Annotated in this window: 24 protein-coding genes; 17 read left to right on the forward strand and 7 right to left on the reverse strand. The window is 43.1% G+C overall.

What is annotated here, in order from left to right:
* Nucleotides 1-17: 17 nt before the first annotated feature.
* The 7 genes from ACFY7C_RS36745 to ACFY7C_RS36775 form a co-directional block, all read right to left on the reverse strand.
* Nucleotides 18-953 (reverse strand): hypothetical protein, encoded by a 936-nt coding sequence (locus tag ACFY7C_RS36745; RefSeq protein ID WP_389660019.1) that lies wholly within the window; start codon nt 951-953, stop codon nt 18-20.
* Nucleotides 954-1268: 315 nt separating this feature from the next.
* A complete protein-coding gene (locus ACFY7C_RS36750; RefSeq protein ID WP_389660021.1) occupies nt 1269-1550 on the reverse strand; it encodes a hypothetical protein in 282 nt (93 codons plus the stop codon).
* Between the two features lie 1346 nt (nt 1551-2896).
* Nucleotides 2897-3232 carry a hypothetical protein gene (locus ACFY7C_RS36755; RefSeq protein ID WP_389660024.1) on the reverse strand — a complete coding sequence of 112 codons (336 nt, stop codon included), beginning with the start codon at nt 3230-3232 and terminating at the stop codon, nt 2897-2899.
* An 812-nt stretch (nt 3233-4044) separates the two neighbouring features.
* Nucleotides 4045-4506 (reverse strand): hypothetical protein, encoded by a 462-nt coding sequence (locus tag ACFY7C_RS36760; RefSeq protein ID WP_389660027.1) that lies wholly within the window; start codon nt 4504-4506, stop codon nt 4045-4047.
* Nucleotides 4507-5423: 917 nt separating this feature from the next.
* Entirely contained in the window at nt 5424-5660 is a 237-nt protein-coding gene (locus ACFY7C_RS36765; RefSeq protein WP_389660030.1) for a hypothetical protein, read from the reverse strand.
* A gap of 95 nt (nt 5661-5755) precedes the next feature.
* A complete protein-coding gene (locus ACFY7C_RS36770; protein ID WP_389660033.1) occupies nt 5756-6577 on the reverse strand; it encodes a hypothetical protein in 822 nt (273 codons plus the stop codon).
* A gap of 927 nt (nt 6578-7504) precedes the next feature.
* On the reverse strand, nt 7505-7753 hold the full coding sequence (locus tag ACFY7C_RS36775; protein ID WP_389660036.1) for a hypothetical protein: 249 nt from the start codon (nt 7751-7753) through the stop codon (nt 7505-7507).
* A 186-nt stretch (nt 7754-7939) separates the two neighbouring features.
* On the opposite strand from ACFY7C_RS36775, the gene ACFY7C_RS36780 reads away from it, so the two are divergent.
* The 17 genes from ACFY7C_RS36780 to ACFY7C_RS36860 all read left to right on the forward strand — a co-directional run bounded on the left by ACFY7C_RS36780 (nt 7940) and on the right by ACFY7C_RS36860 (nt 20345).
* Entirely contained in the window at nt 7940-8452 is a 513-nt protein-coding gene (locus tag ACFY7C_RS36780; protein ID WP_389660039.1) for a helix-turn-helix domain-containing protein, read from the forward strand.
* Between the two features lie 186 nt (nt 8453-8638).
* Entirely contained in the window at nt 8639-9331 is a 693-nt protein-coding gene (locus tag ACFY7C_RS36785; RefSeq protein ID WP_389660042.1) for a phBC6A51 family helix-turn-helix protein, read from the forward strand.
* Complete coding sequence (locus tag ACFY7C_RS36790; RefSeq protein WP_389660045.1) at nt 9328-9717, forward strand: hypothetical protein; 390 nt, start codon at nt 9328-9330, stop codon at nt 9715-9717. Before ACFY7C_RS36785 ends, ACFY7C_RS36790 begins: the two co-directional genes overlap by 4 nt.
* A gap of 16 nt (nt 9718-9733) precedes the next feature.
* Entirely contained in the window at nt 9734-9976 is a 243-nt protein-coding gene (locus tag ACFY7C_RS36795; protein ID WP_389660048.1) for a hypothetical protein, read from the forward strand.
* A 236-nt stretch (nt 9977-10212) separates the two neighbouring features.
* Nucleotides 10213-10929 (forward strand): N-acetylmuramoyl-L-alanine amidase, encoded by a 717-nt coding sequence (locus tag ACFY7C_RS36800; protein ID WP_389660051.1) that lies wholly within the window; start codon nt 10213-10215, stop codon nt 10927-10929.
* Nucleotides 10929-11567, forward strand: a complete 639-nt coding sequence (locus tag ACFY7C_RS36805) for a hypothetical protein (RefSeq protein WP_389660053.1) — start codon at nt 10929-10931, stop codon at nt 11565-11567. The genes ACFY7C_RS36800 and ACFY7C_RS36805 overlap by 1 nt, the downstream gene beginning before the upstream one ends.
* 2 nt (nt 11568-11569) lie before the next feature.
* Nucleotides 11570-12217 carry a hypothetical protein gene (locus ACFY7C_RS36810; RefSeq protein ID WP_389660056.1) on the forward strand — a complete coding sequence of 216 codons (648 nt, stop codon included), beginning with the start codon at nt 11570-11572 and terminating at the stop codon, nt 12215-12217.
* On the forward strand, nt 12217-12909 hold the full coding sequence (locus tag ACFY7C_RS36815; protein WP_389660059.1) for a hypothetical protein: 693 nt from the start codon (nt 12217-12219) through the stop codon (nt 12907-12909). The genes ACFY7C_RS36810 and ACFY7C_RS36815 overlap by 1 nt, the downstream gene beginning before the upstream one ends.
* The gene (locus ACFY7C_RS36820) at nt 12896-14434 is read left to right on the forward strand and encodes a terminase large subunit domain-containing protein (RefSeq protein WP_389660062.1); all 1539 of its coding nucleotides are present in this window, start codon (nt 12896-12898) and stop codon (nt 14432-14434) included. The genes ACFY7C_RS36815 and ACFY7C_RS36820 overlap by 14 nt, the downstream gene beginning before the upstream one ends.
* On the forward strand, nt 14434-14724 hold the full coding sequence (locus ACFY7C_RS36825) for a hypothetical protein (protein WP_389660065.1): 291 nt from the start codon (nt 14434-14436) through the stop codon (nt 14722-14724). Before ACFY7C_RS36820 ends, ACFY7C_RS36825 begins: the two co-directional genes overlap by 1 nt.
* Nucleotides 14717-15205, forward strand: coding sequence for a hypothetical protein (locus tag ACFY7C_RS36830; RefSeq protein WP_389660067.1), 489 nt, complete (start codon nt 14717-14719; stop codon nt 15203-15205). The genes ACFY7C_RS36825 and ACFY7C_RS36830 overlap by 8 nt, the downstream gene beginning before the upstream one ends.
* Nucleotides 15195-15371 carry a hypothetical protein gene (locus ACFY7C_RS36835; protein WP_389660070.1) on the forward strand — a complete coding sequence of 59 codons (177 nt, stop codon included), beginning with the start codon at nt 15195-15197 and terminating at the stop codon, nt 15369-15371. Before ACFY7C_RS36830 ends, ACFY7C_RS36835 begins: the two co-directional genes overlap by 11 nt.
* 12 nt (nt 15372-15383) lie before the next feature.
* Nucleotides 15384-17519 carry a hypothetical protein gene (locus ACFY7C_RS36840; protein ID WP_389660073.1) on the forward strand — a complete coding sequence of 712 codons (2136 nt, stop codon included), beginning with the start codon at nt 15384-15386 and terminating at the stop codon, nt 17517-17519.
* On the forward strand, nt 17520-17771 hold the full coding sequence (locus ACFY7C_RS36845) for a hypothetical protein (RefSeq protein ID WP_389660075.1): 252 nt from the start codon (nt 17520-17522) through the stop codon (nt 17769-17771).
* A 265-nt stretch (nt 17772-18036) separates the two neighbouring features.
* Entirely contained in the window at nt 18037-18291 is a 255-nt protein-coding gene (locus tag ACFY7C_RS36850) for a hypothetical protein (protein ID WP_389660078.1), read from the forward strand.
* 58 nt (nt 18292-18349) lie between these two features.
* Nucleotides 18350-19132, forward strand: coding sequence for a hypothetical protein (locus ACFY7C_RS36855; RefSeq protein ID WP_389660081.1), 783 nt, complete (start codon nt 18350-18352; stop codon nt 19130-19132).
* 16 nt (nt 19133-19148) lie between these two features.
* On the forward strand, nt 19149-20345 hold the full coding sequence (locus tag ACFY7C_RS36860; RefSeq protein ID WP_389660084.1) for a phage major capsid protein: 1197 nt from the start codon (nt 19149-19151) through the stop codon (nt 20343-20345).
* The last annotated feature ends 130 nt before the right edge of the window (nt 20346-20475 follow it).

Here is a 20475-nt window from a genome sequence, read left to right on the forward strand (position 1 = left end):
TAAGTGTAGTCATTCAATTACTTTCCGTCAGGTAGGATGATTCCCATTTCAACTGCCATCCGAATGCCATCCCGAATCCCGCGCTGATAATCACCATTCTTATTGCTCAATGCAACAAGGATCTCGTTAAGATGCTCCCGCATAGTCAAAGTGAGATGGTCTGAAGAGGTCTGAATAATCTCGTGGCTACGAAAAACTGCATCCCCAATATTTGCAAGATGCTTGCTAGATTCGAGAGCAGTATGAATAAGGTAAAGAAACCTCTTCTCATCCAAACCGGTATTAGCGGGGACATTATCGAGACGCTTTAGAATCTCATCAAGATTCTTGTTAACCTTATCAAACGGATTAACCGGAGTAGTCTTAGGCTGTGTAGGAATCTTGTTTTCCACCGTCTCTACGACCTTCTCTGTAAGAAACTTAGTAAGAACAAAATAATGAGCCCCCTTCTGATCAGGGACCTTTTCATCAATGAAAGTAAACTTACCATCCTTGCGCATACGACTAAGGGTAGATTGAATTTCAACCCTATTGTTAGATCCAAAGTGCTCATAAACCATCTTAGAAGACAGTTTATAAACACCCTGCTTGGCCTGCTGATTAGCGTATTCTTCGATCTCACGCATAAGCGTGATATTAATACCCATGATTGCCTCTATCTGCTTTTGTGAACTGCGTTTGATTATCTCAAGTCCACGTGAATCTCTAACTAGAGTACTGGTATGGAATGTATTACTAAGTTCACAAAAGTAAACATGACCTTTATCAATTCTACCAGTTTTCTTAAGAATTTCTCTTGCTTCGTCCTTACTTAGGTGCTTTACTTTTCCACAATCACATCGAAAGGAACCATTGTAGGAAAAAATTGGGGTAGCCATCTGGTTATTACCAATACCCCATAGACGTTCTTTAGATTTCCATTTATTAGTTCTCTTTCGGCGAGACTTAGACAATAAGACCCCCCTTCTCTAATTAAAAGGGTCACTGGAAGTATTCTGACCGATCACGCCCAATATTCGCCTAGCGTAATAATTCCAGTCGTTACCGCGAATCCGACCCTATATTAATTAAACGAAAAGTTCTCGAATATTCAAAATCTCTTCACGATTAGTTCGAGTAAGCCTAATCACTGTAGTGATATGAGAACCACATGAGAAATTTTCGCTCTCATCTGGAATACTCACAGCCCAATGCGAAGTAGCCTGACACTGTTTATACTGACAGACAGGCATACCAGACTTACTAATTTGCTTTTCTTTATTAATCATTTATTCAGCTACAGGAAGCTCGTCTTCCTCATCTTCCTCATCGAACAGATCCTGGAAAAGATCCGTGTTAAGAATACGGAAGTCGACACCATCAATAACGGAACCATCAGAAATTACTTCCTGGATAATTCCAAAGACCTTCGAAGGGTCGTTTACAAGAGAAAGCTGCTTCTCAACAAAGGCAACTGCATCACCAACACTCGGAAAACCGAATGCAGCAATAAGACCTCCCTTGCTAGAAAGCGAAACTACGGCCTTGTCATTGTCATAATTAACAGCCATGATACCTTCTCTATTTAGGACTAATCTTTTGATTAGTCTGAGAGAGCTAGGTGAGAGTTGAACTCACAGATAACCATTCAGAACTTCGCTACTGGGGTGGAGACGAGTATTCTAAATTAAAGTTACCTACCGCATTACTAGCTCATAAGGCCCTAATTAAAGGGCCCGCCTTACTAAGAACCACAGACATTACAAGGCTCATGCCTTGTCTCTACATACTTCCCACTGTCATCCGTAATAACAATGTCGCAGCGAGAACCAGAACAACCGGGAACAGGACAGGAAATGTTATTACGCATCTCGGGCATTTTTACACTCCTAAACATTCCACGACATACAGTACAAGGGAAATAATAAACACCGTCAGGATTCCAGATATAACTAATAGTACCTTCGCAATTAGTCCGAGGACACTTGTTGTTCATCTGAAATCTCACTCTTCTTCTGCACGATCAGAAGATGACCGCTCTCATACGTAATACGAATACTGTTATCAAGATTCTGAATATGAGAAACACTGAGTTCCTTTATAAGAGATACAAGATTAAGATGAGCAGGGAACAGATCGTTCTCGTGAACCTGAGTAATATTCTTAGCAGGTGCCATTAGTCTGTCTCCATTACGATTTCGATCGTACCGATTGTGTAGTACGCGTCACCATGACTATTAAGTACATTCAAAGCGTCTCTAAGTGCTATTAAGCTATCATTTATCTTATCTGGTTCGATATAAGATCCTATATCTAGCGCGATAGTATCCTCAGAAAAGGGATTCTCTAGAAAAGTGTGAATAATCCCTTCTGCTAGTCTTTCAGACAGATTTTCCACTTAGTTAGTCTTCTCCTCCTGATTAGTTAACCACCACCGAGCTCGTATTAGGGCCTAGCTAATACGAGCACGATGGGCTATAACTACTCAGCTGTAGTTCTTAAGCATCTCCAAGATATCCTGCGGTACCGACGTTGTATGGTCAGAACACTTGTTGTCAGAAACAAGGAGTGCAGTATTAGTGCATCGCTTAATAAAGGGATGCGTTTCAATGTTATCGATGTGTCGACACTGACCACGCTTCTGGTCGTATCCGAAAAAGTCCTTACGCTTTTCAGCACGGTACTTGTCCAGACGCTTACGAATAGCGGCCGACATAATTAGACCTCATCTCATGTATGATCTGAAACTGTAACAATCTTAAGAATGCGATGCCAAGGAAGATAAATAGTAGCCATCTCTTCACTAGGATCACGATACTGAAGAGCGGTTGTGCTCCAAGTTACAGTTGAACCAGGAACCTGATGAACTACTCGCTTTTCATTCTCATCGATGTGATGAATAAAGTACTGTGCCATTTTAATCTCCGCTACGCTTAAAATTGTATCCGAGAACAACACGCTCAGAACTTTCACAAGCATTAATGAATGCAAGAGCCTCAGTCTGAGTTGTAAAAGGCTGAGTCTTTTCCTTACCCTGCTCATCGCGGTAGTCTACTGTAAATGTACTCTGCTGCTGAGGAATAAAAGTCCTATAAGTACCCATAACAGTACTTTCCTGCTGAGTAACAGTATCTACCTTCACCAGTTCAAGACAGATGTTTCCATTCGGATACTCACCCGTCTTAGAACCAGTATATACGTAACCACGACTCAGAAGAGTCGGAAGCTCTTCATTAAACTTCTCTTCACTCATAGCCGGGTAATTAATACGAGAGTTAGAGATATTAGTATTCTTGGCTACAGAGATAGCATCGAAGAGATTTTCGTAATCCCAAGATGTGGTGTTAGTGGAGTTAGCGAGATACGTAAACTTGACTCGGAAGAGAATCATAATTAAACCTCGACTTTAGTTACTAATTACTTGTTAACGATGACCAGCTCGACGGGGGAGTTGCAGTCCTTTATGCCACACCTGTAAATAACGCCATACGGTTCCTGATACCCATAGCCATGAACGTGCATACCATTAGCTACAGGGGGAGGGGCACTGCAAATAGTCAGTACCGGACCCATATAAGGAATCTGCTTAAGTGGAGGATTAGTTCCTCTACCGCGATAGATAGGAATCTTTACAGTGACTGTACTCACAGCAAATTACTCCTTACTCGCTTAGTTTCTTCGAGAATACGTAGGCCATCTGATCTAGAAATAACCTCCTCCCGCACTTCGCGTTAGCTCCTATGATATTCAAAGAAGAAGTTAATGCTAAGGTCACTAACAATAATGGACTTCCAAAACTCTTCATCCTCACTATTGGCTACAGGGATGAAGAGATCGATAGTATCGTCATTGATAATGACCCTGATGTCCGCGCTCAAGCCATTACAATTAGGTGGGATACTAATCATTAGTCTTCCCTAATTACATGTACGTCTGTAACTCGACCGCTATCAGTGTAAAACTCTGCATTAATCCAGAAGTCCTCTTCTTCTTGTGAAGATACGGGAATAGTTACCTTCGCGGTACCATCTTCACGAAGAAAAACGCTTACTTCTGTATTAAAGATCACTTTTCCATCCAATTACGGTCTACGATGATGGCATGTTCTTCAACACACATACTCTTAAACTCAGAACTGAGTCTATCCTTAGCCGCGTCAGTCCAAATATCTGCATCTACAAACATCTTCACAAACGCATGGAACTGACGTGTTTGTTCTAGCACTACTTGAAGACGCTTCTTAAGTTCTAGAGTATTAGGACTTTCACGGCCACTATCTTCGTAGGCTACAGGGATAGAACTACCGAGACAGTCGAGCATCCACGCCTTAATTGCTGTCATCGCGCTAGAATCGATAAACTCTGGGTTAACGTCTTCAATAAGTGTATGGATGAACTCCTTAAGCGATACGTTCTCTCCGTTATAGTTACTGAACCTTGTTACGTTACTGAACAATGCCTTCGCATAGAATTTTTGGTTGCGCAAGTTCTTTTGTGGAATTTCAAACAGAAGACCTTCAGTAACCATCTTAAGCATCATACGACGAGTAGACTGATAACTGTGTTCATTCTTCAACAGCTTTACTACGTCATTAATCGAACATACAGGCTTTTGATCGAACGACTTAAGGATATCAGTTCTGAAGTCAGAATTCAGGGGTTTGGGCATTCTAATTGGTTCTCCGCATCCGGGCAATTCGGACATTTAGCGTTAGGTACAAACTGCTGAAAAACTGGCCTTGATAAAGTACCAACTGGAATGGGTAAAGGTCAAACTGCCTGGTCAGAGAGGTGAAAAACTGAAATCGGCATGGTCACTTAGTAGTTAGCGAAGCGCTACCAAGTGACCCATGTCCGATAATCTAAGGATGTACGAAATGTCTGTTTGACCCATTCAAAGGGTAAAACTGGGACCATTAATTATGGATTATCGTTGCGGTTGTCTATTGAGAATAGCTCTCTCAACCTTAAGTGACTGAGACTTAGTAAGCTTCTTGACAGGGGGAATCATGTCTCAACTTCCCTGTAGCCAAAGTAGTAAGTGGCCGCCCAGAATTTCCATGCGACGCTATTATTTAGTGGTTTTGAATTTCGTTTTCAATTAATAGTCGTGCTGGCAGATCTATTCCATTAAACGCAAAAAAGCCCCACCTAATCCCTAAGGACTAGATGGGGCTTAATTGACATTCAAGCGGGAGGATATTCTTCGCTTGTACCTACTTCGTAGACACAGGAACAATCGTCGATGTCCTGACGACAGTCATCACAAATGTGAATGTTAGGAATTCCCATGGTTCTCCTAAAAGTTAAAGATGTCTTCCGAGTCGAGCCAGACAATACCTTTATCTGACTCTTCGTATTCAACTCCGAACATACCGTCGGTAGTTGTGTATCGGATAATGGCGAACTCTTGAGTCTCCAGTACGAAAACCCTTTGACCAACCATTAGTCCTCCTCAGGAGTAAAGGCAGGAAGATAGAGTTCATAATCTTCGTTTCCGTTGTGCATAAGCGCCTTTCCTTCAGTAAGAAGGAGGTAAATAACATCCTTTGCGTATTCCGTACTGGCCTTAAATTTTAGATCCTGGGCCAATTCCTTAATGGAAGAATAAATAACGGAAATACCATTAGGTACTGGAACCATGTTCTTGTCTACGTCCAGCTTAATGTACTGCGGTGCCATTAGTACTCCAATAATGAGATGGGATAAAAGAAAAGGCACTGATTAACCTTTCGGTCTCTCAGTGCCTAATCTTTTACACCATTTCTAACGAGCAATTAACGCTCAGCCCGAATGGTGTAAGGGATGGTCTGGTCGTTGCCGTTAGCATCCTTGAACGTGTAGTTCATAGTGAACTCATGCGACTCAGGGAGGTTGTTCTCGTCGATACCCTGAAGATAGGCATCCGTGAGATCCTTGGCAGTCCAGTTAATGCCCTTGTGCTGCTTCTTCAGATACTGAGAAGCGAAGGTAAAGGTGTACTTTTCCTCACCCTTAACCGTGCCGTATACCTTGTTACCGTTCTCGTCCTCGGTAACGTTGTTAACGAGAATTCGCTTAAAGCGAATACGCTTGGCGCCTTCCTGAGAAGAAGAAGCACCCTTAGTGGCAGTGCCACGACGAGTAGCAATCTCGTTAATGAGAGGAACAAGCTTACCCTTAAGGAAGGGAAGCATGTTTTCCATCTGGATAAAGGCTGCCACCTTATCCTTAAGAGGCTTGTGGTTATCGGCAGTCTTCTTCTTAAGATTCTCAATTTCAGCTTCGGAAAGCTCCTTGGGCATAAGACCCTTCTTCTCAATAAGGTCGTACGCCTGGTTCTTAAGCTCCTCAGCAGACTGAATAAGCTTAAGATACTCTTCATACTGACGCTTAACTTCCTTATCCTTAGACGTCTCGAAAATCTCAGCCTTGATAAGCTTCGGGTCCTTAGCCTCAGCCGAGATAATCGAATTAACGTCCTTGTTATGGGCGTCAATATCCGCATTGAGATCCTTAACAGCCTGCTGAAACTCCGGAGACAGAGAGTTAAGGATCTCTCGCTTCTGGTCTTCCGAAAGCTCCGGGGTCTCAGCCTGGGTGTTCTGGTTCTCAGTCATTACTAGACCTCACTCTGTTTGTGTTCCTCGGTATGGGCACAATGCTACCACATAACGTGCGGTTGCACTGCACCTAGGCATGGATGACTTTAGATGATGTTTCATCGGTCACCTTGCCATCGTGAGACGAAAACCGATGAGAGTTTCCGCCCCTATACCCGTACGACCCGGATATTAGCATAATACTAGCGCGCTACGTTAAATGTGCTCGACTCGCGTCTAAGACGTTGTTAATTAATTGAGCTCGTAATTAATAGCTGAATTCACGCGCTTTAATACGCGCTGAGACTAAATGGCTAGAAACTGCCTATCCCAGCAATAACCTTATCGGCGCACCCTATTGAGTTCTCAATGTACCCGCCCCTTTAACTAAAGAGCATCGCGCTAATTGGTTGTCACCTTATTCAGCTTCATTCTGGCATAAGCCTCGGAAGTTCCTGGTTAGTGATTCTCGGTCCATTCCCGACTAGCGCGCTCTTTAGTTATTGGGTCGTGCTGTCTTGCAAGGAACACATTACTCGGATTGGCCCGACTGGCAAGAATTCCACTCGTTTTTCCAGTGGCCCAAATATTGGGCGCAGCCCGATAAATTAATACCGAGCTGCGCCCTTTCCCTGTAGCCAGAGAAGAACTATCCGTAGATCATCTGGACTCGCTTATTGGCGAGGTATTCGCCGAGCTTGTCTTCGCGAATAAGAACCGCGCTGGGGTAATTCCGAGAGATACGGAATGCGTCCCATTCACTGATGTGTACGAGAGTTTCGTTGTACATAATGAACCAGCGCATAATCAGTTCTCCTTAGTGCAGACGTAGGGAGCGTACCGCGCATTACAGGCGGTAATAATCCCGAGACTCCTGTAGCCGAGACGCTTAGCGCGTCCCTTGGCGTACTTAATGGTCTGCGTCATTTAGAGACCTCGACTCTCTTAGATGAACTTGTACGACTTGGAGTGAATACTCTTAACCATGCTCCGATTGTTCTTGGAGCGCTTGTATTCGATCGCGTTAAAGATTGCGTCGAATTCAGAGGCGTATTCCTCATAAGCCTCAGCGTGGTAAAGGTCCCACTCCTCCGCATCAGTAGTAATAACGATCGCGTCGGTTGTAATAACCGTGTGCGTGTACTGAATACCCAGGAAGAGAACTCCGAGGATAAGCAGAACGTTCGCGATCATTAGTACTCCTGGGCTTATTTGGTTGGGCTGACGTCAATAAATATATGGGGCACGGGCTGATGTTGTCAAAAAAATTCCACCCGTTTTTCCCTGTCCTTAAATACGTTATTCTGACTTGACCATTCGCCTGTAAACCACCTATTATTAGGGCATGGGCTTTCGCCCTCACTGATTTGGAGTCGACTAATGAATCCTATTATTACTGCGCGTTCTTTGTCTCTTCTGTCAACCACTGCTCTTGCTAGACGACTTAATGTTTCCAGGCAGTATATTAATCGTGTAGAGCAGGGCCTTTATGAACGTCCTAGCGACGATATTCTTACCTGGGCAGTAAACACAATTAACCGTAATCGACCCGAAGACAACCAGGTAACTAAGAAAGCCATTCTCCAGCTTTATAAGGAGTGGCAGTGGCAGAAGCGTGAATCTGAGAAGTTTGACCTTATGCTTCGTCCACTTTCAGTTACTGAGTTCGACCGCATGCGTCAACCGGATCTTATTTATTACTACAAGATCTTTAATAACTGGCGTCGCGACTATTGGCCTACAGCTCACGCTATGGCGGTTAGTCTCTGTATTCATCCCGATCCTATTTCTCGGTATGAAGACGGTATAACTGTTACTATGCCTAAGCAGATTCGATACGTTCTTGAAGAGCTTAAGCTTCTGGATAGTAGTTTTAAGACTGGTGAGCGATGAGGCAAATTATTAGGGCCTGGATTTTCTATAAAAAGGCAGATTTCTTTATCTGGCTACAGAGGGGGTTTGATTCAAAGCACGATCACGTTTGGTGCTTTGAGATTAATATGTGGGGCTATACCTGTGAGTACCCTCATTGCGATGTATTTATTGCAGCAGAACTGGGATCGCGGCTAGGGATTACAAATGGCCGAATCTGAGATTACGTATTTTGAACCATGGCAGCTCGAAGTAGTTTTGTTTATTGAGCGAGTTCATAGTACGACTGGCGGAATTCCCACTGATGCTGATATAGTGGAACATATCCGCTTCACAAAGAAGATCCGGGATTTCTCTGTAGCCCAGCTAAAGGAATTTCGCGAAGATCCCAGATTCCATGCATCTATGGATTCTCGGGGAATTCCTGTAGCCAATACTGGTAATTTGTCTCAACGACAGATGGCAGCTGCTTCTGTAATGCTTAATCTGACTGATAGAAGGTCAGATGAGAAGAAGTTGCGTGATATCGGAGTTTCTACAGAAGAATACTCTAACTGGATGCAGAATTCAGTTTTTGCTGAATACATGCGGCAGCGTTCTGAAGTTCTAATTAATAATTCCGTACATGAAGCTCATATGGGTCTTATGCGCGGAGTTAGGCAGGGTAATACTGCCAGTATCAAGCTTTATTACGAACTTAGTGGTCGATACAACCCCAATGAAGAGAATCAGGTCAATATCCGAATGGTCCTCGGTAGGGTTGTTGAAACTATTCAGAAATACGTTACAGATCCCGATGTTCTTAACAGTCTTGCTGTAGAGCTTAGTCAAATTGCTATTGAAGCCGGTTCTCCTGTAGCCAATAACAATAATAAGAATGTTAAGGGTGAGTTGGCATGACAGAAGTAGATAAGAGTCTTCGTAAGGCTAAGTTTGGTATCGGATCCTCTCCTGTTAACGTAGATGAATTTGGTCAGGTCTATAATTCAGATTCTGATCCTTCTAAGTGGTCTGCTGAGGATCCGGCAGATTCTCGTAAGGCACATGCTCGATCTGACGTAGATTTGAGCCCGAGAAGCCTGCATCACACTCTTGGTAATCGTCGTAATCAGGCAAGTCCTGGTGACCATAATCATGATGGAACAACTTCTAAGAAGATTGGTCCTCTTGAGATGGATCCAGCTAATAATGGTAAGACACGAGCAGTATGGACTATTCCAGTCGCTCCTACGATTACAGACGTAGTAAACCTTATTAAGAGGTTTGTAGAGGTACGCAGTGTCTAATTTTAGAGATCTTCTTATGACTGCGTACGAACCTAGACTTCGTGATCAGTTTCGTCACCATCCTAAGTGTGATGAAATCATTCAAGATTTCAAAGATGGTAAGTACTCGATTACTGAGATCGATAAGGTATTTGCTGAAGCTGAAGCCTATAACTGGCAGCATTTTAATGAAATATCTAAGAAGCCGCGGCCGATTATTACAGATGCATCCGGTAATGAATTTGTGAGGTTTGAGATACATGAAGGTACTAGTGATTGATGAGGCTCTAGTTAATAGGGTCTTTACGGTAAATGATGATTCCACCTCTTTTCAGATTCCGATTCTTAGCTCGGATGAAGATGCTCCGCCCAAGATTGTAGATTATACAATTACAAAGATCTATTTTCTGGGTGAGCTTCTCCCTGTAGCTCACAATTGTGCGGTTGAACTTGTAGACTCTACATTTGCTGAGTTTATTTATAAGCGCATACCTTCTATTAAGGAGACTCTTAACAATGGCTAAGCCTATGACTCCAGATCAGCTTATTGCGCTTCTTAAGGAGTGGGGCATCCCTTATAAGGAGTACAAGAATTGGAAGAATCACAACCGTAATCATAAGGGAAACTGGGGACCTATTAATGGTCTAATGGTCCATCACACCGGTAGTGATGCCCCAGACCAAAGGGAACTCCTCTACAGTGGCCACGCTGCCCTTCCTGGGCCCCTCTCTCAGGTCGGTTTGGACCAGCAGGGAGTAATCCACCTTATTGGTAATGGTCGTTGTAATCATGCTGGTCTTGGAGATTCTTCTATTCTTAAGCAAGTAATTGCTGAAGACTATGGAGATACTAATCTTAAGCCTAAGAAGGCTGATACCGATGGAAATGCTCATTTTGTAGGCATGGAAATTTGGTATTCCGGCAATCATGATATGACAGCTGCTCAGTATAATACTCTCCGACGTTTTGCTGCTGCATTTATTACCTTTTACAAGTGGACTGAGAAGTCTGTTATTGGTCATGGGGAATGGCAGCCCGGAAAGTGGGACCCTGGTTATAAGAAGGGGACCATTAAGGATATGCGTGTAGTTCGTCGCGATATTGCTACTACTAAGAAGGCAGGTCCTAAGGCTAAGCCTCCTGTAGTTACTCCTCCGGCTCCCCCTGTAGCCAAGACTCTTGAACAGCGTGTGGCTGAATTGGAGAAGCGAGTTACTAAGCTTGGAGGTTAATGGGTTATACCCCTGATCAAGGTTTTTACCTAATTAATGGGGAAGACCTAGTAAATCCTGCGACTGATATTAATTATAATATGAGTCGCTGTGATGAGAAACTAAAGCCACTCGTTGAGTACTATGTAACCGATGTTCCAGATATTACAGCAAGCGCTATTCCTAAGGATGTCGGTTACAAGTTCTATAAGCAGTATAGTAATTCTACTTGGGTTTGGTCTGCTAATCCTGTTGGAACTACTCCATCTATGCGTCAAGAACCTAATGGCGCAGTTCCGGGCTGGCTTTCTACAGATATAACTTTCGCTTCAGGATGGTCTAGCGATTCTACTGAAGTTGTACAATATTCGACCGCATCTAATTTTGTACAGCTTAGAGGGAAACTTGTATATAACACAACGATTCCTTCTAACACACTACTATCTAATATTCTAACTCTTCCTGTTAGTATGCGCCCTAATACAGACAGATCCTGGATTATTTCAGGGGGGCAGGGCGTGGATGATTTCCAGATGTTTAGGGCTGTTATAGGATCTGCTAGTGGAGCACTTTCTGTGTATAAGTACGGGAATGGTCCTATAGATCCAAGTCATAACTATATTAGTCTTGATACCGTAGTATTTTATCAGAATGTATAGCTATGACATACTTTAATCTTAACTTCGTAACTAATCCACCTAATGACGAGCTGGTTAATGAAGAAACCCAGATTAATGATAACTGGGAAGAAATTGACGCTAAGCTCGGCCCATTTAATAAACAGCCTGCAACTATAGTTGGTAGTGCTAGCGTCCCACTAGGGACTGAGGCTCTATACCCTATATCTGTGGGAGGAGTTAATAGCCATCGAATAGCAGTTTGGGATGGTACAGATTGGAAAATTACTGTTTCAGAAGCTACAGGGTGGCTAGGCTGGACTAGCTTGTCACTCAGATCTCCTAGAAGTATTGCTCTTGCTTGTAAGTATAATGTTAATGTACTTAGACGTCAGGTTATTCTTACAGGAGCAGTTAGATTCGATGGAGTAGGTGGAGCTTGGCCTACTGCTTCGGATACAGAAATTACAGCAGATACTGCTATTCCTACCACCTATCTTCCTGTAGGCGGTAATAATATTTGCCAATTGTCTACTGATAATGGAATCACTACGGCAGGACAATTGGCATGTGCAGTTGCATCTGTTCATCAGGCTTCAACGCCTACTCGACTTGCTATTACCGTTAAGTGGCAAGGCGCAGCTACATCCCTTAACTGGGTTTATCTTGATAACATGATGTGGTGGTATTAATGACTACCCCCAATTATGGTTTCTTCTTGCCAGAAGAGACAGATGCAATGTCAGATGTTAAAAAGAATCTGACAGATAGTTTTAAGAAAATTGAAGCAAGTGCTGAAATCCCCGTTATTGCTCCTAATGGGGCTCTTCCTCAATCTGGTTCTTATGAGATTGGTGACAGGGTTCATAGGGGAACTGGGGGAGACCCTAATCAATGGCCCAGTAATTATATTCTTGTAGTAAAGAGTGATGTATGGGGTTGGCATTGGCGTCCAATTCACACATCGTTTTCACCATGGGTAGCTCTTACTAATAATGTAATTCAAACTAGTCCTCCCGGTACTCCACTAGTTGTATCTTCAGATACTCCACTTTCTATCGCGATGGATAATCGAGGTAGAGTTTGGTGGCGTGGATCTCTTAGTAGATCCGGTGGTACAGGTATTGCTACAGGTAATTATGTAATTTTTAAGGAATTGCCGGTAGGTCTGCGTACTATTGCTGGTTTTTCTTTTATCTCCCCTGTATCACCTACTTTTGGTGCTTCTGGAGCTTCTGGTCTTAATGCTTGGAATGGTGTACATCATTACGTACAGACTAATGGGTATATAGGTAGTAGAATTTGGAATACCAGTACTTCTACTAAGATCTGGTTTAGTGGTCTTCGTTACTCAACCGGAACGGTGAGATATGAAGGCCCATAAGAAGAATCAGATCTCTAGCGTTGAACAAGCTTTTAAGGAACTTTCAGATACACTTGCTCGACTGGCATACGCTCCTGATATTAATTCTTACAAGCCGCATGATAAGCAGAAAGCTTTTCATAGTTCGCCTAAGAAGAGTCGTCTATACATTGGTGGTAACCGATCCGGCAAGACTACGGGCGGTATTGTTGAAGATATTTGGTGGCTTCTAAATAAGCACCCATATGCTGAAACACCTAATCGCCCTGTAGCCGGACGTATTGTATCTGTTGACTTTGTTAACGGTATTAATAAGATTATTATTCCTCAGCTTAAGCAATGGATCCCTCCTAGCTATCTTCGTGGTGGTAGCTGGGATAAGGCTTATGATGCTCAGGATCGTATACTTAATTTTGAAAATGGCTCTTTTGTAGAGCTAATGTCTTATGACCAGGATCTCGATAAATTCGCTGGTACTAGTCGTGATTTTATTCATTACGATGAGGAACCTCCAGAGCATATTTATTCAGAGTGTCAGGCTCGTCTAATTGACCGTAAAGGTCGTTCTTGGATGACAATGACTCCTGTTGAAGGTATGACTTGGATCCATGACACTCTTTATGAGCCTGGTATAGCTGGTAGTAATCTTATTGATGTGGTTGAAGTTGATATGGCTGAGAATCCACATCTTGATCCTGAAGAAGTTGAACTTTATCTTTCAACACTTTCTGAAGATGAAAAGAAGATTCGTGGTCAAGGTAAGTTTGTTCAGGTCGGTGGTCTTGTTTACAAGGCTTTTAATATTGATATACATGTAATACCTCCTATCAATCCTAAAGATTATATTGGTCCTGAGTACAAATGGTATATGTCTCTTGACCATGGTTTTAATAATCCAACAGCTGTTCTTTGGCATGTAGTAGATCGTAACAATCGGGTTATTACCTTCGACGAGCATTACATGTCTGAAAAGACTGTAGATTTCCATTCAGCTGTAATCATGGATCGCAATAGTACACATGGTCGTTTTCCTGATATTAATATTTGTGATCCAGCTCTTACACAGCGAAATGGCGTAACAGGTACATCTATTCAAACTGAGTATGCTATGCGTGGTATTGGCATGGTACTTGGTAATAATGATGTAGTTACAGGTGTTGCTAAAGTTAATCAGTATTTGGAACTTGCTCCGGATGGTAAACCCTACTGGCTCATTACTGAGAACTGTGCTAACCTGATTAGAGAGATGTTGAGGCTTCGGTGGAAGACTTGGGCCTCAAAGAAACAACAAAGTCAGAATAATCCTTATGATCAAATTCACAAGAAGGACGACCACGCGTGCGACAGCGCACGATATTTCTTCAGTTTTGTTCCTGAACTCAAACAAAGTGCGCCGCTCCCGGAAGCCACTAATCGTCTTCCTCAGTTGTCTAATATCAGTGGTCGTAATATCACTAAGTATCGTGTGGATCCTAAACTAACACCTGAAAAGCTCGGTAAATCTACTGAGTGGAAGGTGGTTCTTAATGATGAAAATGGAGGATAATGACTCGACTCTCTCAGACTAACCCTGAGCTTTTTGAGAACCCCACTCTGGGTTCTGCGACTACTAGTGCATTTCTGGACCAGGAAGAAGCACAGCGGGTAGAAGATTATAATGCTCGCATCGACGGTCGCGAACCTATGACCGTTATTGCGGTTGATCGCTACCCTAAGTTTATGGAGCCGGGAAGTCAGCCTTCGGATGTGCGAGATAAGCTTGAGTATGTAGACCCTAATTCTCCTGTAGCCGAGCAGCAGGATCTGTTTACTCAGGAAGATTTTGAAGATGAGTAGGGTTCAAATTCTAGAAACTCCTATTCTTGCTCCTGGAAAGTGTGTACTTTGCGGTTCAGCAGGTGGAGATCATCGTAAGTTTATTGATCTCGGTATGAAGATTGATTTCTATGGCCGAGTCTATTTTTGTAGCTATTGTATTCAGGAAGTTCTTCAGAAGCTAGAATACGTAACTGCTGAGAATTTTGATAATCTTCATGATAGCTATCGTTCTCTTAATACTGAATATGATAGACTTAAGGTTGAACACGAAGCGGTGAAGAATGCTCTCAACAATCTTCTTTCTAGCTCTACTTTTGGTGAGCTTCCTCGCATTCATCCTAATGGGGATGAAGTGCCTGAAGGATATTCACGAAATGAATCTTCAGACATGGGAGTTTCTGAAGATTCAGCAGAAGGAGATCCAGAGGCAGAACAATCTACTAGCGTCGAAGGATCTGACGACCTTTTCGACTCTTCAGACTTTGACGATGGAGAATAGTGATGAAGCTGTAGTAATTCCCCCTGTAGCCAATGATGATATCTCTGTAGCTAATAGAATGGCAGAATTCTATAAGTCACAGGGAATTGACCCTTCTGCTGCATATGATAGTCCAGATGACGCAATGCTTGACTTTGGTCCTAATGGATTGAAGGATTTTATTTAAGAGAGGAGGTTATTGAGCAGCGCTGAGCCGTCTTCTACAATCACTGGTGATGCTAGTAGCTACAGTGATGAACAGCTTCAATCTCTCGCTAAAGATTCTAAGCGTAAGGAGATGGAGCAAAAGGTTATTGCATGGACTAAGTCCGCTCATGCACGTTGTCGAACTATTCGACAGCAGATTGAACGCCAGTGGTATATTAATCTGGCTTTTTATATTGGACGTCAGAATGTCTCTGCTATTCCTGTAAGTTCCGCAGGTTCCGCAGCGGCAGGTGTACGTCTCTATATCCCTCCTGCTCCCTACTATCGAGCTCGTCCTGTTATTAATAGGATTCGACCTATTATTAGGACTGAACTTGCTAAGTTGACGGCTCAGAAGCCGACTGCAACAATTGTTCCTGCTACCAGCGATGATAAAGATATGTCCGCTGCTCTTGCAGGTGAGCAGATTTGGGAATCCGTATATCGGGATAAGAAGATCAAAGCAATCTTCAGAGAGACTATGCTTTGGACTCTTATTTGCGGTAACGGTTTTATGAAGGCTTATTGGGATCCTAATAAGATCCCTAAGGGATACGAAGACACTATAGATCCCTTTACTGGAAAGCCCCAGGTCAAGGGTGATTTCTGTTATGAATTTGTAAGTCCTTTTCATCTGTTCATCCCTGATATGATGGCTACAGATATTGAGGATCAGCCTTACGTAATTCATGTTCAGACTAAGTCACCTGAATGGGTAAAGCTTAATTATCCAGGCGTTAACCCGGCTCCTAACGTTATGGAAGCTAGTGATATTCTTAATGATAGCTTCCTTAATCTAGTTGGAGCAGCAGATTTTCGTAAGAATGCAGTTCTCTGCTATGAGGTTTGGGTAAAGCCAGGTTTTCTTGAGTTTATGCCCAAGGGTGGTATGTTTACCATTATTGGTGATACTATCACTCAGTTTGTGGATACTGGTAATCCTTATATGCACAAGCAGTATCCTTATATCAAATTTGATCATATTCCTACGGGGCGATTCTACGCTGACTCAGTTATCAATGACCTGATTCCTGTTCAGCGTGAATACAACCGTACTCGTGGTCAGATTATTGAAGCTAAGAATAGAATGGCTCACCCTCAGCTTATTGCGGCTGAAGGATCTATTGACGCTTCTAAGATTACAACTGAACCTGGTCAGGTAATTCTTCATAAGTTGGGATTTCCTGCACCGCAGCCTATGCCTTTGCAGAATCTTCCTGCTTATGTTTTGCAGGAGATTGACCGACTGACTATGGATATGGAAGATATTTCGGGTCAGCATCAGGTCAGCAAGGGTCAAGTTCCGCCCGGTGTTACTGCCGCTACTGCTATTAGTTTCTTGCAGGAGCAGGACGAATCAATGCTTTCAGTTACATATGAAAGTATTGAAGAAGCATATGAAAAGCTAGGGTATCAGACACTTAATTACGTTAAGCAGTATTGGAACGTACCTAGAACTGTTAAGGTTGTAGGTAAGGATAAGCAGTTTAATGTAATTACGTTTCTGGGTTCAGATATTAGAGACAACACTGATATTCGAGTGGAAGCAGGATCAGCCCTTCCAACTTCCAAGTCTGCTAAGCAGGCTCTTATTATGGATCTCATGTCTCAGGGATTTATTACTCCTGAGAAGGGTCTTGAGATTATGGAAATTGGGGGAGTGCAGCGTCTTTACGAAGAGCTTCAGCAAGATAGTGCACAGGCTACTCGTGAAAATATGAAGATGGCTGCTGTAACTGATGAAGATATGTCGCAATATCTTCAGACGTTTACAGGACCGATGGACCCTATGACAGGGGCACCATCGCTTGTAGATCCCGCTACAGGTGGACCAATGGCAGATCCAATGGGTATGCCTACTCCGCCACCTCTTATTGTTCCTGTTAATAGTTTTGATAATCATCAGGTCCATATTCAGGTCCATAATAACTATCGTAAGAGTCAGGAATTTGAAAATCTGCCTCAGAATGTGAAGGATCTTTTTGAGGCACACGTTAGTCAGCATATGATGGCATTGGGTATGTCTCCAGGAATGCCAGACCCAAATACTATGCCACCACCTACTGACCCTAGTATGTCTGGTAGTGAAGAACAGCAAATTTTGCCGGGACAGGAAGGAATGATTTAAATGGCTAATGCGTCTAACGGCCCTATTAACATGGGGTTTGTTAATGCAAACTGGGTACCCCCTACTGGCGCTAATGGTAGTTTTCTTTCGACTCCTGCAAACTACGTCTCTATTTCCTCTCTTCGAAGCCGTCTTGCAACCATTAATGCTGCGTACTATACAACGGCAATGCTGGATATGATGAGTGTTAATGACATGGTTTATGCACTTCGCATGAGCGACGACAAGACCACGATTGCGAATTACCTGTGACTTTTCCAATTAATCCTGACCAGGCCATGGTTGATAATGCGACTAGCGCGATGGCTGCCAAGTCGGCTAAGGTAGCTCCAAGAGCTTCGCAGTCTAATCCTCGTCAGGAAGCTTTGGCACGGCGTCTTTCTAAGATGAGGAAGTCTAATGTCAAGTGATCCTCAGGCTAAGCCTAATTTTGATAATTTGAAGAAGGAAATTCCTGAAACTAGGCGTAATGCTCTTCAGCGTAAGTTGGAGAAGCGTAGGAAGGAAAATACAAAGAATGGCCGGTAAGCGTCATCCTTCTGTAGAGTCTGTTACTCGATTCTTCGAGTACGAACACCTTCCAGCTGACCTTAAGGTTATTGCAGCTGCTTGCAGTGATCTCAAGGATTTTATGCTTCTTAAGCTTGAAGATGACCCAGAATTTACTGTCGGTCTTCGAAAGCTTCTTGAAGCCAAGGATTGTTTTGTTAGAGCTTCTGTAGCCCAGAAGAATCGTAATAATGGTAAGCCTGAGGGTAAGCCAATTTCTTAAATAGAACAGGTTTAGGGCCTCCGAGCGAGGTACGAGCCTTAAAATTAGAGGGTAAATAATGGGAACTCCGATCGAGCCCGAGTCTGGTATTGAAATTCCGGAAACTGAAGTTGAAACTCCGGGAGTTAATCCGGCTTGGAACGACGTTCTTTCTATTCTTCCAGAAGGTTACCATAATGCAGTAACTGAACACTTTAAGCGGTGGGATGAGGCTGCTAACCAGAGGATTGAGAGTGTAAACGCTCAGCTTAAGGATTTTGAGCCTTATAAGGCTTTTGCTGAGCATAACATTTCTACTGATGAGCTTCAGCAGGGTATTCGTCTTCTGTATGAGATTAATAATAATCCAGAGACAGTATATAATGCTCTGATTGAGGCTTATAAGTTTGGTCAGTCTCCGGAGGGTCAGTCTTCTAGTGAGACTGAGGGAGAAGAAGCTACTCCTTTTGATATTACTCAGCATCCTGAATATCAGAAGATGCAGCAAAATCTCCAGACTGTTACGGAAGTTGTTTATAACGACATTAAGGCTAAGCAGGATGCTCAGGCCGATATGGAGTTGGATAAGGAACTTTCAGACCTTGAAAGTAAGCATGGTAAGTTCGATGTAGACTACGTTATTACTAAGATGATGACGGGCATGTCTGGTGAACAGGCCGTAGAAGCTTATAAGGGTCTTATGCAGTCTATGCAGCCGGAGCCTTTTGCTCCGAGTATTCTTAGCACCACCTCTGGTAATGGTTCTGGTCTTCCCTCTAATAAGATCGATGTTACTAAGTTGAATAGTTCTGAGACGAAGAATCTTGTAGCTCAAATGGCTAAGCGTCTCGCTGGTGGATAATTAAGCTCGGAGGCTAATGGGCGCTACGCTCACCACTGCTAGTAATATTCTTAAGGAAATTTACGAACCTCGTATTCGTGATCAGCTTCAGAACCACCTTAAGACGTCTAAGCGTCTTGAGCAGACGTCAGAAGGTGTTACTTCTGACGTTGGTGGAAAGTATGTAGTCTTTCCTATTCATGTTCGTCGTAACACTGGTATTGGTGCTCGTCTTGAGAATGAGCAGCTTCCCACTGCGGGTAACCAGGGTTATGCGCGTGCCCAGGTAGGACTTGCATATCTTTATGGTGCTATTCGACTTACCGGTCAGGCTATGCAGCTTGCTAAGACTAATTCTCAGTCTTTTGCTGCCGTCCTGGATCAGGAAGTTAATGGTATCCAGACTGACCTGGCTAAGGATTATAACCGTCAGGTTTATGGTACTTCTGTTGGTGTTCTGGCTACGGTTTCTGGTGCAAATACTGGCACCACTATTCCGACCACCAATACTCAGTACCTCCAGATCGGTATGCTTGTTGATATTTACAACTCCGCTGGGTCTACTCTTAAGACTCAGGCTGGTGGTGTAACTATCACAGCTATTGTGAAGGATACTTCTTTCACTGTTAGTGTTGCCCCTGGTACTGCTACTGCTGCGAACGATGTTGTTGTTCGTCAGGGTAACCTTAACCGAGAGACTATTGGTCTTTCTCAGATTGTTGACAACACGGGTACTCTTTACAATATTGACCCGACTGTCGAGCCTGAGTGGAAGTCTGTAGTTAGTGGCAATTCCGGTGTTTCTCGCGCACTTTCTGAGTCACTTATGATTAAGATGGTCGATGATATTTACACCAATGGTGGAAATACTACGGCTATCTTTACGACTCTCGGTGTTCGTCGCAGCTACTTTAATCTGCTCCAGCAGCAGCGTCAGTATGTTAACACTGAGACCTTTGATGGTGGATTTAAGGGTCTCGGTTTTACTACTGATAATGGTGATATTCCTGTTGTTAGTGATGTGGACTGCCAGCCTAAGTCCATGTACTTCATTAACGAGAAGGAACTTAAGATTTATCGCGAGTCTGACTGGTCCTTTATGGACGAGGACGGATCTAAGTGGCAGCGTGTTATTGGGTATGATGCCTATGAGGCCACCCTTTACAAGTATTGCCAGCTCGGTACTCATCGTCGTAATTCTCACGGTCTTATTGAAGATATCACCGAGAGCTAAAGATATACATTAGAGCGGCTACAGGTGAATAATATCCCTGTAGCCGCTTTTTTATTTGAGTTTGGAGATTATGGCTGATACTCTTAATGATTATATGTACGCGTATTTTCAGCGTGTAGTTACAGGGAAT

It is taken from the genome of Streptomyces sp. NPDC012769 (assembly GCF_042901205.1).
In the GTDB taxonomy this organism is placed as follows: domain Bacteria; phylum Actinomycetota; class Actinomycetes; order Streptomycetales; family Streptomycetaceae; genus Streptomyces.